15 protein-coding genes are annotated in these 12,567 nt (G+C 67.4%); 7 read left to right on the top strand and 8 right to left on the bottom strand.

What is annotated here, in order from left to right; all coding sequences use genetic code 11:
* Nucleotides 1-93: 93 nt before the first annotated feature.
* The gene (locus RZN05_RS15545) at nt 94-660 is read right to left on the bottom strand and encodes a TlpA family protein disulfide reductase (RefSeq protein ID WP_317227478.1); all 567 of its coding nucleotides are present in this window, start codon (nt 658-660) and stop codon (nt 94-96) included.
* Nucleotides 661-676: 16 nt separating this feature from the next.
* Here RZN05_RS15545 and argH point away from each other — a divergent pair, with 16 nt between their 5' ends.
* From argH to RZN05_RS15520, 5 genes are read left to right on the top strand one after another with little or no spacing between them, the layout of a single operon-like run.
* Nucleotides 677-2,056: an argininosuccinate lyase gene (argH, locus tag RZN05_RS15540; protein ID WP_317227477.1), complete on the top strand. Its 1,380-nt coding sequence runs from the start codon at nt 677-679 to the stop codon at nt 2,054-2,056.
* The gene (locus RZN05_RS15535) at nt 2,053-2,295 is read left to right on the top strand and encodes a lipoprotein (protein WP_317227476.1); all 243 of its coding nucleotides are present in this window, start codon (nt 2,053-2,055) and stop codon (nt 2,293-2,295) included. The genes argH and RZN05_RS15535 overlap by 4 nt, the downstream gene beginning before the upstream one ends.
* Before the next feature lie 9 nt (nt 2,296-2,304).
* Nucleotides 2,305-3,564: a diaminopimelate decarboxylase gene (lysA, locus tag RZN05_RS15530; protein ID WP_317227475.1), complete on the top strand. Its 1,260-nt coding sequence runs from the start codon at nt 2,305-2,307 to the stop codon at nt 3,562-3,564.
* A complete protein-coding gene (locus RZN05_RS15525) occupies nt 3,561-4,319 on the top strand; it encodes a siroheme synthase (protein WP_317227474.1) in 759 nt (252 codons plus the stop codon). The genes lysA and RZN05_RS15525 overlap by 4 nt, the downstream gene beginning before the upstream one ends.
* Complete coding sequence (locus RZN05_RS15520; RefSeq protein ID WP_317227473.1) at nt 4,316-5,269, top strand: zinc transporter ZntB; 954 nt, start codon at nt 4,316-4,318, stop codon at nt 5,267-5,269. Before RZN05_RS15525 ends, RZN05_RS15520 begins: the two co-directional genes overlap by 4 nt.
* 83 nt (nt 5,270-5,352) lie before the next feature.
* On the opposite strand, the gene RZN05_RS15515 is transcribed toward RZN05_RS15520, so the two are convergent.
* Nucleotides 5,353-5,937 (bottom strand): response regulator, encoded by a 585-nt coding sequence (locus tag RZN05_RS15515; protein WP_317227472.1) that lies wholly within the window; start codon nt 5,935-5,937, stop codon nt 5,353-5,355.
* A 75-nt stretch (nt 5,938-6,012) separates the two neighbouring features.
* The gene (locus RZN05_RS15510; protein WP_317227471.1) at nt 6,013-6,549 is read right to left on the bottom strand and encodes an NADPH-dependent FMN reductase; all 537 of its coding nucleotides are present in this window, start codon (nt 6,547-6,549) and stop codon (nt 6,013-6,015) included.
* A gap of 89 nt (nt 6,550-6,638) precedes the next feature.
* On the opposite strand from RZN05_RS15510, the gene RZN05_RS15505 reads away from it, so the two are divergent.
* The gene (locus RZN05_RS15505; protein WP_317227470.1) at nt 6,639-7,256 is read left to right on the top strand and encodes a YbhB/YbcL family Raf kinase inhibitor-like protein; all 618 of its coding nucleotides are present in this window, start codon (nt 6,639-6,641) and stop codon (nt 7,254-7,256) included.
* A gap of 165 nt (nt 7,257-7,421) precedes the next feature.
* Here the strand turns inward: RZN05_RS15505 and RZN05_RS15500 are convergent, their stop codons facing one another.
* The 5 genes from RZN05_RS15500 to RZN05_RS15480 all read right to left on the bottom strand — a co-directional run bounded on the left by RZN05_RS15500 (nt 7,422) and on the right by RZN05_RS15480 (nt 11,604).
* The gene (locus tag RZN05_RS15500; protein ID WP_317227469.1) at nt 7,422-8,279 is read right to left on the bottom strand and encodes an SDR family oxidoreductase; all 858 of its coding nucleotides are present in this window, start codon (nt 8,277-8,279) and stop codon (nt 7,422-7,424) included.
* Between the two features lie 98 nt (nt 8,280-8,377).
* Nucleotides 8,378-8,506 (bottom strand): hypothetical protein, encoded by a 129-nt coding sequence (locus RZN05_RS15495; RefSeq protein WP_317227468.1) that lies wholly within the window; start codon nt 8,504-8,506, stop codon nt 8,378-8,380.
* 284 nt (nt 8,507-8,790) lie between these two features.
* The gene (locus RZN05_RS15490; RefSeq protein WP_317227467.1) at nt 8,791-9,837 is read right to left on the bottom strand and encodes a GGDEF domain-containing protein; all 1,047 of its coding nucleotides are present in this window, start codon (nt 9,835-9,837) and stop codon (nt 8,791-8,793) included.
* 137 nt (nt 9,838-9,974) lie between these two features.
* Entirely contained in the window at nt 9,975-10,520 is a 546-nt protein-coding gene (locus RZN05_RS15485; RefSeq protein WP_317227466.1) for a redoxin domain-containing protein, read from the bottom strand.
* A 25-nt stretch (nt 10,521-10,545) separates the two neighbouring features.
* Nucleotides 10,546-11,604: a phospholipase A gene (locus RZN05_RS15480; RefSeq protein ID WP_317227465.1), complete on the bottom strand. Its 1,059-nt coding sequence runs from the start codon at nt 11,602-11,604 to the stop codon at nt 10,546-10,548.
* Between the two features lie 66 nt (nt 11,605-11,670).
* Here RZN05_RS15480 and hisN point away from each other — a divergent pair, with 66 nt between their 5' ends.
* Nucleotides 11,671-12,453, top strand: a complete 783-nt coding sequence (hisN, locus tag RZN05_RS15475) for a histidinol-phosphatase (protein WP_317227464.1) — start codon at nt 11,671-11,673, stop codon at nt 12,451-12,453.
* Nucleotides 12,454-12,567: the final 114 nt, after the last annotated feature.

Raw genomic sequence — 12,567 nt, 5'->3', positions numbered from 1 at the left:
ATGGGGTCATTAACGGCGCTTTGACTCGAAAATTGTTTCCGTGAACGTCAATGTCAACAACGTTACCAGTCGGTTCAGTATATTCGAATGACGTTACGGAATCTGCGCCTCAGCGATCAACTTGGCGGCCTCGTCGCTGGCCCAATTTGTGTCTCCGAGTTTCCGCCATATTTCTGCGCCGACCGCGTCATAGAGGATCGTCGTCGGCAGGTTGACGCCCATCCGCGTGCTGAACGTGACATCGCTATCGATATTGGGTTGGAGCTTCTGGAACTTCGCTGCTGCGAAGAACGGTGCCACCTTTGCCGGATCGAAATCCTGGCTGATCGTCACAACCTGGAGCTTTTCGCCCTCGCGCACGGCCAGCGCATCGAGCGTCGGCATTTCCTTGACGCACGGCGCACACCAGGTCGCCCACAGGTTGAGCAGCACCGGCTTGCCGCGGAAATCGGCGAGCGTGCGTTTCTTGCCCGCGCCATCGGCGAACGGGAAGGCCGGCGCGGCCTCGCCCTTATGGCTGCGATCGAGCTTGTCGATCGGCTTGGCTGGCGCCTCGAGCGCGACATTCGCGCCCTCGGCTTGCCGCTGGGGTTGGGATTGCCTATCGCAGCCGCCGGTCAGGCTCGCTGCAAGAAGGAGAAGCGCAATCGCTGGGCGCAAGGATAGCTCCAATGCCATGTGGGGTGGGCGCTTCGCTGAAGGGCCCTCTGCAGTCATGCGGGAGATAAACGCCTCGATTCCCTTCGACAAGCGGATGTGGCGGCAGGATCTGCTCGGATCGAAGGCGCATGTCGAAATGCTCGGGCGCCAGGGGATCGTTTCCGAAGAGGATGCCGCGCGGATCGGCGAGGGGCTCGATGCCGTTGCCGTCGAGTTCGAGGAACAGGGCGTCCCCGACGATCTTGCGCTCGAGGATATCCACATGCTCGCAGAGGCGCGGCTGGCCGATCGGATCGGGCCGTCCGCAGGCCGGCTCCACACCGCGCGCTCGCGCAACGACCAGGTCGCGACCGACTTCCGCCTCTGGGTGCGCGACGCGATCGACCAGGCCGAGGCGGCGCTGGCCGGGCTCCAGGACGCGCTGCTCGCGCGTGCCGAAGAACATGCCGAGAGCGTCATGCCCGGCTTCACCCATCTCCAGAGCGCCCAGCCGGTGACGCTCGGCCATCACCTGATGGCCTATTTCGAGATGTTCGCGCGCGATCGCTCACGCTTCACCGACGCCCGCGCCCGGATGAACCTCTGCCCGCTCGGCTCGGCGGCGCTCGCCGGCACCGGTTTCCCGCTCGACCGCGACGCCACCGCGCAAGCGCTCGGCTTCGACGGCCCGACGCGCAACTCGCTCGATTCGGTCTCCGATCGCGACTTTGCGATCGAATATCTCACCGCCGCGGCGCAGTGCAGCCTGCATCTGAGCCGGCTGGCCGAGGAGTTCGTGATCTGGGCAAGCCAGCCCTTCGGCTTCGTCAGCCTTTCCGACCAATGGTCGACCGGCAGCTCGATCATGCCGCAGAAGCGCAACCCCGACGCCGCCGAGCTGGTCCGCGGCCATGCCGGGCGGATCACCGGTGCTTTGGTGAGCCTGATGATCACGATGAAGGGCCTGCCGCTCGCTTATTCGAAGGACATGCAGGACGACAAGCCGCCGGTGTTCGAGGCGCATGACCTGCTCGGCCTGTGCATCGCAGCGATGACCGGGATGGTCGAAAGCGCGACCTTCCGCACCGATCGCATGCGCGGCCTCGCCGAATCTGGGTTCGCCACTGCGACCGACCTTGCCGACTGGCTGGTGCGCGAGGCGGGCATCCCGTTTCGCGAGGCGCACCATATAACCGGGCGTGCCGTCGCGGCGGCCGAGGCGCAGGGTGGCCGGCTCGATCAGCTATCGCTCGATGCACTGAAGGAAATCGACGCGCGGATCGATGATCGCGTATATGGCGTGCTCAGCGTCGATGCGTCGGTCAACAGCCGCACCAGCTTCGGCGGCACTGCGCCGGTGCGGGTTCGCGCGGCGATCGCTGCGGCCCGTCAGGGTCGCGAGGAGGAAGGACGATGAAGCGCGAGCTGTTGCTGCTCACCGCGTTGCTGGCGCTGGCCGGCTGCGGCGCGCGCGAAGGTCTCAAACCGGCGGAAGGCGCGTCGCTGCCCCCCGCGCCCTATGGCGCGACTACGACGCCGACGCCCGAGGATCTGCTCAAACCGCCGGTGGCCACGCGCCCCGCGCGCAGCGACGACCTCATCGAGAGCTCGGACAAACGGCGGACCGACCCGTTCGATCTGCCGCCTCCCAACTGACGGAATATCATGGATCATTTCACTCTGATCGACGGCGAACTGCATGTCGAGAACGTCCCGCTCGCCCGCATCGCCGAGGCGGTGGGCACCCCCGTTTACGCATACTCCGCCGCGACCTTCCAGCGCCATGCCCGCGCCTTCCGCGACGGGCTCGCCGGGATCGAGCGCAAGCATTTGGCCTTCGCGGTCAAGGCCAATCCCAACCTCGCGGTGCTACGGCTGCTCGCCAATGAAGGCTATGGCGCCGATGTCGTTTCGGGCGGCGAGCTCGCCCGCGCGCTCGCCGCGGGGATGGCGGCGAAGGACATCGTCTTCTCGGGTGTCGGCAAGACCCGCGCCGAGCTCGAACAGGCACTCGACGCCGGGATCGGCCAGTTCAACCTCGAGCTCGAGGAAGAAGGCGTCGTCCTGTCGCAGCTCGCCGCCGCCCGCGGCCAGCGCGCCCCCGCGACCTTGCGCGTCAACCCGGACGTCGATGCCGGTACCCACGAGAAGATCTCGACTGGCCGCGCCGAGAACAAGTTCGGCCTGCCGATCGACGAGGCGCCGGCGATCTTCGATCGGCTCGCGCCGCTGCCCGGGCTAGATTTGCGCGGCGTCGCCGTCCATATCGGCAGCCAGCTCCAGAGCCTTGCCCCGCTCGAGCGCGCGTTCGAGCGTGTCGGCAAGCTCGTCGTCGATCTCCGCGCCGCGGGCCACACCATCACCCATGTCGATCTCGGCGGCGGTCTCGGCGTGCGCTACCGCGACGGCGATAACCCGCCGTCGCCCGCCGAATTCGGCGCGATGGTCGAGCGCGTCACGCGCGGCTGGGACGTCGAGCTGATGTTCGAGCCAGGCCGGGTGATCTCGGCCAATTCGGGGGTGCTGCTCACCGAAGTGCTGTGGGTCAAGCCTGGCCCGCTCAATCCCTGGGTGATCGTCGATGCCGCGATGAACGATCTCGCGCGCGTCGCGATGTACGACGCGTGGCACGATGTCGAAGCGGTGCGGCCCAATGGCGAGAAGTTCACGGCCAATGTCGCCGGGCCGGTCTGCGAGAGCAGCGACGTCTTCGCCAAGGGGCGCGAGATCGACATGGTCAAGTCCGGCGACCTCGCGATCCTGCGCAGTGCCGGCGCGTACGGTGCGACGATGGCGAGCACCTATAACAGCCGTCCGCTGGTCCCCGAAGTGCTCGTCTCGGATGACAAGTTCGAAGTCGTCGCCGGCCGCATCTCGGCCGAGGCGATCATGGCCGAAGAACATGTCCCGGACTGGCTGAAGTGACTCTCGCCGCCCTGCCGATCTTCGTGAAGCTGGCAGGGCGGCCGGTTATCCTGGTCGGCATCGGCGAAGCGGCGGAGGCCAAGCGCCGCCTGCTCGAACGCGCCGGGGCGCTGGTGGTGGACGAGGCAGGCGACGCCAGCCTCGCGATCGTCGCCAGCGCGGACCCCGAGCCGATCGTCGCGCGGCTGCGGGACCGCGGCGTGCTGGTCAACACCGTCGATCGCGCGGATCTTTGCGACTTCACGCTGCCGGCAATCGTCGATCGCGATCCGGTGCTGGTCGCGATCGGCACCGGCGGCGTCTCGGCGGGGCTCGCCGCCGCGCTCCGCCAGCGGCTCGAGGCCGTGCTGCCCGCGTCGCTCGGAGGACTGGCGCGCGCACTCCAGGCCGCGAAGCCGGCGATGCGCGTCCGCTGGCCGGAACTGGGCGACCGCCGCCGCGCGATCGGCGCCGCGCTGGCCGGACCGCTCGATCCGCTGTCCGACCAGCCCGACGATGCGGTCGAGCGCTGGCTCGCCGATGCTGCGGCGCCGACGGCCTCCCTGCTGCATTTTGCCTTGGCCTCGCCGGACCCCGACGATCTCACCCTGCGGCAGGCGCGCGCGCTTGCGCAGGCCGACTGCGTCTATCATCACCCGAGCGTGCCCGAAGCCATCCTCGATCGCGCCCGCGCCGATGCCGTCCGCATCGCCTGCAGCCAGGCGCCTGCCGATCGCAGCGGCGGCTTGGCGGTCTGGCTGGAGATGGACGGATGAGCGGCTTCGCCTATGTCGTTCGTGACGGAAAAGTTGAATCGCCGCCGCTCAAGCAGGCGCTCGGGCTGCGTGCCGACCTCGTCTGGATCCATCTCACCACCAATGACGAGCGCGCCAAGGCGTGGCTGGACGGCGAGGCGGGGCTGTCGCCTTATGTCATCGAGGCGCTGACTGCCGCCGAGACGCGCCCGCGCTGCGATTCGGTGGGCGAGGGCGCGGTGATCAACCTGCGCGGGCTCTCGTCCGAGGCGCTTGCCGCGTCCGATCCGCTCGCCTCGATCCGCATGTATGCGCTGGGCGGGTGCGTCTTCTCGGTGACGCGCAAGGCGCTGAACGCGCTCCATCCGGTGCGCGCGCAGGTGGAGGCCGGCGCGATTCTCGATCCCGGCGACCTGATCGCCGCGCTCGCCCAGGCGATCACCGAGGAACTCGATCCGATGGTCGCCGAGCTCGGCGACTCGCTCGACGATTGCGAAGAGCATATCGCCAGCCGCTCGGCGTTCGAGCTGCGCCACAGCGTCAACCGCACGCGCAGCCAGGCGATTGGCTGTCGACGCTTCCTCAACCCCCAGCGCGCCGCGCTCGAGAAGCTCGCGGCGATGCCGGGGGAGTGGCTCCGCGAGGATGACCGGCTCCATCTTTCCGCCGCTGCCGATCGCGCGGCGCGCATGGCCGAGGAGCTGGAGAGCATCCGCGAGCGCGCCGCGCTCACCCATGAGACGCTCACCGATCTGCGCGCCGAGCAGATCGACCAGCGCTCGCTGATCATCGCAGTCGTCGCGATGGTGTTCCTCCCGCTGACCTTCGTCACCGGGTTGCTCGGCATGAACGTCGCCGGCATCCCCTTCGCGCACGAGCCCTGGGCGTTCTGGGGCGTAGTCTGGTTCTGCGTGGTGATCGCGGTGGTGATCGCCGCCTATTTCATCCGGCGGCACTGGTTCCAGCGCTAGCTATTCGTTCGTTTCGGGCGAAGTCGAGAAACGGTGATATCGGGAACGGCTTCTCGATTGCGCTGGAAGCGAACGGACAATTCTCAGGCAGCGTTGCGCTGGATCGCCAGTTCGTCGTGCAGCTGGCGGATCGAGCTCAGCAAGCGGGTGCGGTCGATATGCGCGGCGGCAAGCTCGGCCTTGGCCTCGCCCAGTTCGATCGCGCGCGCGGCGATCCGGGCGTCGAGCGCGAAGTTCGAGCGCTTGAGCTCCTCGATCCGGCCGGCACGCGCCAATATCCGATCGAGCCGGGCGGCGAGGACGTCGAAGGAGGTGGACTTGTCGATCCAGTCATCGACGCCCGCGGCAAAGGCTTCTACGGCGTCGGCGTCGGCACTGATCATCACCATCGGCAGGTCGGCGGTGTCGCGTGAACCACGGATCTCGGCGACCAAGTGCATCGCGGAGGACTGCGGCGCCAGCGCGTCGAGCAGCACCAGGTCGAACCCGCGCGCGGACACCAGCTCGAGCGCCTGGCACGCCCCATCGGCGAGCACCACCAGATAGTGGAGATTGCCGAGCCGCTGCGCGATCGCGTTCAGGCTCTCGCGGTTGCTGCCCGCCGCCAGGACGGTGCGTACCGCCTTGCGCCGTGCGCCGACAATCGATTGGGCCGAAGCCTGTATCATTCGTGTTCAAAACCCCCCGGCCTGAAGGGGCATCACTACCGCAAAAGCCCTCACGAAAGCGTTAAGCGCACCAAATCACCTGTGGAGGAAATCGAAGATCTGGCCGACCATGACGTCCATCTGCGGGCGGCATTTGTCGATTGCGTCGCCGGGTTCGGCGGTGTTGATCGCAAGGCCCATCGGCGTCGGCCAGCCGCGCAACGAATGGGTGATCGTGCGCAGCGCCTGCAAGGTCGATACCGCCGCCTGCCAGCCCGCCGCAGTCGCTATCAGCCCCACCGGCAGCCCGTCGAGATAGACGCGCTCGTCGCCGCGCAGCTGCTCGACATAGTCGAGCGCGGTCTTGACCAGCCCCGATAGCGTGCCGTGATAGCCTGGCGATCCGACGATCACGGCATCGGCGCTGCGCAGCGCCTCGAGATAGCGGCCGATCGTCGGATTGCCCTCGGCATTGCCCGGCTCGTAATGCGGAAAGGCGATCGCGTCGCCGGTCAGCAACGTGGTGCGCGCGCCACGCGCCGCGGCGATCTCCAGCGCGCGGGCAAGAAGCCGTCCGGTCGCCGATTCCGCTCGCAGGGTGCCGCCCAGGGCGACGATATGGGGTGCGCTCATGTCGGCCCAGCTAGCGCAATGCCGCGATCCGCGCCAGCATCGGCGGATAGCTATCGGCGCTCGATAGTTGGACGTGCAAGGAGATGCCGATGCTCGAACATGTTCCCCATTGGCTCGGCAGCGCGCTCAAGGGCGCGCGAGCCGGCACGGACAAGCTGGCGATCGCCCAGCCGGGGCTGGGCGCGTTCGCCGCGTTGCGGCTGGCAAGCCCGGCCTTCGCCAACGGCGCGCGGCTGCCCGAGCGCTTCACTGCCGATGGCGAGGGTGTCTCGCCACCCTTGTTCTGGACCGAAATTCCAGAAGGCACCGAGCGGCTCGCGCTGATCGTGGAGGATCCCGACGCGCCGGCGCCGCAGCCTCTGGTCCATGCGGTGGTCTGGGATCTCCCGCCGGACGACGGCGACCTCAAGGAAGGTGCGATCCGCGCCGACGGCGCGGGCCAAAGCGACGGCCGCGATGTTGGTCGCAACAGCTTCTTCGGCGAAGGCTGGCTGCCGCCCGATCCTCCCACCGGCCACGGCCCGCACCATTATGCCTTCCAGCTATTCGCATTGGGGCCGGGCCCCGATGTGGGCGACACGCCGGGTCGCGGCGCGATCCTCAAGGCGATGCGCGGACGCGTCCTGGCGGCGGGGCTGCTTACCGGCACCTATTCGCGCGGCGAGGAGGCGCCGGTGGGGCCGGTCGGTGTGGGTGCGCCGGCTTAGCTTATTCCCCTCCCTGCAAGGGAGGGGTCAGGGGTGGGTTTAGCGTCGGGCGGGGCTCGATGCCCTGCTCGGCGCTTCGCTGCTTGGCGATGAGTCTTTATTAGGCGCGCAGACGCGCGCACCCACCCCCAGCCCCTCCCTTGGAGGGAGGGGAGAGGCTGACGCTCAGCCGTTGACGATCGTCCCGCCATTCGGGTGGAGCACCTGGCCCGACATGTAGCTCGAATCCTCGCAGGCGAGGAACAGGAAGCACGGCGCCACTTCGTTGGGCTGGCCGGGCCGGCCCATCGGAGTGGTCTCGCCGAAGTTCTCGAGCTTCTCGGGGCTCGCGCCGCCCATCGGGTTGAGGGGAGTCCAGATCGGCCCGGGCGCGACGGCGTTGACGCGGATGCCCTCGCCGATCAGGTTCTCGGAGAGGCTGCGCGTGAAGGCGGTGATCGCGCCCTTGGTGCTCGAATAGTCGAGCAGTTCCTTCGAGCCCTGGTACATCGTCACCGAGGTGCAGTTCACGATCGCCGCGCCCTTCTTCAGGTGCGGGCGCGCCGCCTGGGTCAGGAAGAACATCCCGAAGATGTTGGTCTGGAAGGTGCGCTTGAGCTGCTGCTCGGTGATGTCGGTGATGTCCTTGTCGGGATGCTGCTCGCCGGCATTGTTGACGAGTATGTCGATCCGCCCGAACTTTGCGATCACCTGGGCGATCGCGTCGTCGCAGAACGCCTTGTCGCCGATGTCGCCGGCGATGGTCAGTGCGTCGCGGCCCTCCTGGCGGACGATGTCGGCAGTCATCGCGGCATCGTCATGCTCGCACAGATACAGGATCGCGACATGCGCGCCCTCGCGGGCATAGAGTGCAGCGATGGCGCGACCGATGCCGCTGTCGGCGCCGGTGATCACCGCCACCTTGTCTTGCAATCGGCCGGAGCCGGGGTGGCGCGGCTCCCAATCGGGCTTGGGTTCGAGGGCGCTCTCGTGTCCGGGCAGCGCGTCCTCATGGATCATGTCGATCGTGTCGGTATCGCTCATCGGCTTGGCTCCAGAAGGGGAGGGTTTGCCGAGAGAACCGGTGCGGAACGCCGGAAGTTCCGTGGGTTAGCCGCCTCGTGGGGCGGCCCGGGCAGGGTTCAGGCGAAGAGCGCCGAACCCTGCGTTGCGGTGCCGAGGATCATCGTTGCGGTGAGGCCGAACGAGACCAGGCCGAGCATCAGATTGCGTACCATCGTGATCGTGTCCTTCTGCTGGTGCGAGATCATGCGATCGGCAGGATCGGCGTCGAATAGACGACGAAGGCAGCGGTGCAGAGGACGGCACCGACGAGAGCGACAGCGTGGTGGAGCGAAGCGAGGCGAGCGGTCATTGGTCTATTCCCTGGTTGCTTCGGCTGCCGGACCACCCGGCTGCCGATGCCAACATTATAGCAGGGACTGTGCCAAGTTCGGTAAGTGCTTGATAACCTTACACGTGACCATTCGGCCTCGATACAAGTTGGGAAATTGCACGCCGCTCGTTGGCGTAAATCACCAACTGAAAGCGGACATCATCCGTCCGTTTCCGGACATTCGACATGCAGCCGGTTCCGGCCCGCGGTCTTGGCCGAATAGAGCAGGCGGTCGGCGCGGTGGAACACGGTCGACAGGCCATCCCCGGGGTTGGCGCCGGCGAGCCCGGCCGAGAACGTGATCTCGCCCAAGGGCGCGTCGCTTTCGCGGAGCTTGTAGCGCTTGGTCGCGACCCGGATGCGCGCCGTGTCGAGCGTCGCGCGCGCGCTCTCGATATCGACGCCGGTGAACAGCACGGCGAATTCCTCGCCGCCATAGCGGGTGACAAGATGGCCGGCGCAGGTCTGGCTAAGCGCCTCGGCGATCGCCTTGAGCACGCGGTCGCCCACGGCGTGGCCGAAACGGTCGTTGACCGACTTGAAGTGATCGACGTCGCACACCGCAAGGCAGACGGTCTCGCCCACTTCCGCCTGCGCGGCATAGGCTTCTTCAAGCGCGCGGCGGTTGGGCAGGTCGGTGAGCGGGTCGCGGCGGGCATTGTCGCGCGCTTCCTCGAGCTCGCGGCGCAGGTCGCTTGCCTCGCGCGTCGCCGATTCGAGTCGTGACTCGGCGCTGCGCACGCGATCGAGCATCGCGGTGGTAAGCCGCGCGACTTCGTCGATCGCGGGCGCGCCCGAGTCGTTCGAGCGCGAGATCGCCTCGGCGCTGGCGGCGAGGTCGCGGCCGAAGCCCTCGGTCTCGGCGCGCATCGCGGTCACCATGTCCTGGAAGCCCTCGACCTGCATCTGGGTGCGGGCGGCGAGGCCCTCGTTCCGCTCCTTCGCGGCCTGGTTCGCCGGGCTCGGCTGGATTTCGCAGCCCAACGTCTCGATGTCGCGCTGGGTCAGCCGCACGCCGCCATCGGTGAGCGCATAGACTGCGCGCGCCAGTGGCCCGTCCGGATTGGCGAGCAGATGATAGGCGAAGGCATAGTTGCCCGGATCGGCGTCGAGACGCTGATCGACCAGGAAGTCGCCAATTCGCTCGTAAAGGCGGCGCGACGAATCGCTCGTCTCTGCCGCCCGGACGGCCTTTGCGCCGGCCATAGGCTCAAACCCCTGCATCACAAGTTGCGGACAATTCTTGCGGTCCCGCCCGCATATTTTCCTGACCGGGGTCTAACGGCGAACTGCTAAAATAGGGTGAGCGAAATCTTTCCCAAGAATGAAGCCCCGCCTCCGGATCAGCCCCGCTTGCCCTTGAGCTTGCGCACGGCATCCAGCGTCATGCGAATATGGTCGCCGGGGTTCATGTCGGTATGCGCGAAGACGATCTTGCCGCCAGGCGCGATGACATAGCTGGTGCGGCTGGTGATCGTCGTCGCGGTGCCGTCGGGCTTCCTGAGCAGCACGTCATAGCCCTTGACCACTGCCGGGCTCGCCGCGGCGACGGCGAACTTGCCGGCGCAATGCTCGCTCGAAAAGGCGACGAGCTTGTCGACATTGCCGGCGGTCATCCCGATCACCGTGGCGCCGGCCTTGGTGAAATCGGGCAGGGCCGCGGCGAAGGCGGCGGCTTCGGCATTGCACCCGCCGGTGAACGCGGCGGGGAAGAAATAGAGGACGACGGGCCCTTTTCTGAGCGCCGCCTTGAGGCTGACCTTGATCGGCTTGCCGGCCATCGCGCCATCAGCATCGATGGCGGGCGCCACCGCGCCGGGGGCGAGCTCTGCGCCGGCGGGTACCGACAGCGGCAGGAGCAGGGCGGCGAGGAGAAGCTTGGTCCGCATGGCATCACACTCCTAAAGGGCCGGTCTATCGCGTCAGCGCGATGCCGATCCGTGCATGGGTATCGTTCATCCGGTAATCGTCAAGCGCTTCGCCATAGCCGGTAAAGGCCTGGCCGAAGAGATAGAAACCGATGCCGCCGCCGATTCTTGCCAGCGGGTAGGAAGCGAACAACTCGGCGCCGCCCTTGCGCGTCTCGAAATTGCCGCGGCCGGTGAGCGAGAGCTTGAGGCCGTCCTTCTGCTGGATCGCGGCAGTGAGCGACGCGTAGCCGAGATATTCCTTCACATCTGGGGCAGTGCCGAACTTGCCGACGTAGAACCAGGCCTGAGGCGCGACATCGAGTCGCCAGTCGCCGCCCAGGTCGAAGCTCTTCTCGACGCGGCCGAAGATGCGATTGACGTCGATCGAACCAGTCATGCCGCGACCGTTCGAATCATGCCGCCAGCCAAGCGCGACCTTGCTGGTCTCGTCGAGCGGCACATCGGCATAGACTTCGGGGCTGTAGATGGTCGAGCGGAACGGCCCCGAGGGCTCGGCCAGCGCCCAGAACATCGTCTGGGTGTAGGCGAAGCGGAGATTGCCGAGCTTGAGCGGCGCGTCCTCGGCAAAGGGGCGGAAGGCGAAGCTCATCTGGAGCTTGCCGCCGGCATCGCCGGTGCCGAACACGCCGTAGATCGGCTCGTGCGGCTCGAAGCGATCGACGAACGCCGAGGAGGAGCCGGTCGAGCTCTGCACCACGGTTTCCTCGGCGGGGATCACCGCCGGCGGATGCCGCTCGGACGGTGGAACCGCCGCATGCGCGACGCTGACCGGCACGTAGCGCGCCTTGGCGAAGCCGCCCGGTGCGATCACCGGGGTAGGGCCGGGAACCCGCTCGAGCACGAGGCGGGTGCCGTCGATCGCGGTGACTTCGATCTGGCGCGGGCCGGCGTCCTCGAGCGGGGCGGCCCCCTCGTTGACCAGGAAGACCTCGACGCCGCGCAGCGCCTCGACTTCCGAAGCGGGCTGGGCCGGAACCGCGCGCAGCTGCGCCGCGGCCGGCGTCGCGATCGATAGGCCCAGGAGAAACGGGATGAGGCGCATGGGCGGAACGGTTGCCAGCGCTTTGTGACCTTGGCGAGTCAAAATCGGGCGGGTAGGGCCGGGGGCATGCCCGTTTCCCAAACCGATATCGCGCTCGCCGAGCGCCTTGCCGATGCCGCCGGCGCGGCGATCCGTCCCTATTTCCGTGGCCGTCACGGCGTCGAGACCAAGGACGACCAGTCGCCGGTGACGCTCGCCGATCGCGCCGCCGAAGAGGCGATGCGCAAGCTGATCGTCGCGGAGCGGTCGATGGACGGCATTATCGGCGAGGAATTCGGCGTCCGCGAGGGGACGAGCGGCCGGCAATGGGTGCTCGATCCGATCGACGGTACCCGTGCGTTCATCGCCGGCCGGCCGATCTTCGGGACGCTGATCGCGCTGCTGGAGGACGGCTGGCCGGTGCTCGGCATCCTCGACCAGCCGATCACCGGCGAGCGCTGGCTGGGCGTGGCGGGGCGCACTACGGTGTTCAACGGAAAGCCGGCCGAGGCGCGGCGCTGCCGCGAGCTGAAGGACGCGATCCTCGGGACGACATCGCCCGCGTTGTTCACCGACGACCAGCTTCATGCCTTCGAGCATCTCGACGCCGCAGTGATGAGCACGGTTCTGGGCGGCGACTGCTATAATTACGGCTGCGTCGCCAGCGGCTGGATGGACGTGGTCGTCGAGGCGGGATTGAAGCTCCACGACTTCGCCGCTCTGGTGCCGATCGTCGAAGGCGCGGGCGGGCGGATGTGCGACTGGCAGGGCGACCCGCTCCACGCCGGAAGCAACGGCGAAGTCATCGCCGCGGGGGATCCGGCGCGAATCGAGGAGATATTGGAGCATCTCGCCTGCCGCGGGCACTGAGGGCGAGTCGCGCCGGTTGCGGCATAACTTCGCACTTTGCGCACTTTTTCATTCCGAAAATTGCGCGCTCGTGAAACAATATTGCGATCGGGATCTGGGAGAGATTCACGGTGG

The organism is Sphingomonas sp. HF-S4, from assembly GCF_032911445.1.
GTDB classification, from domain to species: Bacteria; Pseudomonadota; Alphaproteobacteria; order Sphingomonadales; family Sphingomonadaceae; genus Sphingomonas; species Sphingomonas agrestis.
This window is presented reverse-complemented; position numbering and strand designations above follow the sequence as displayed.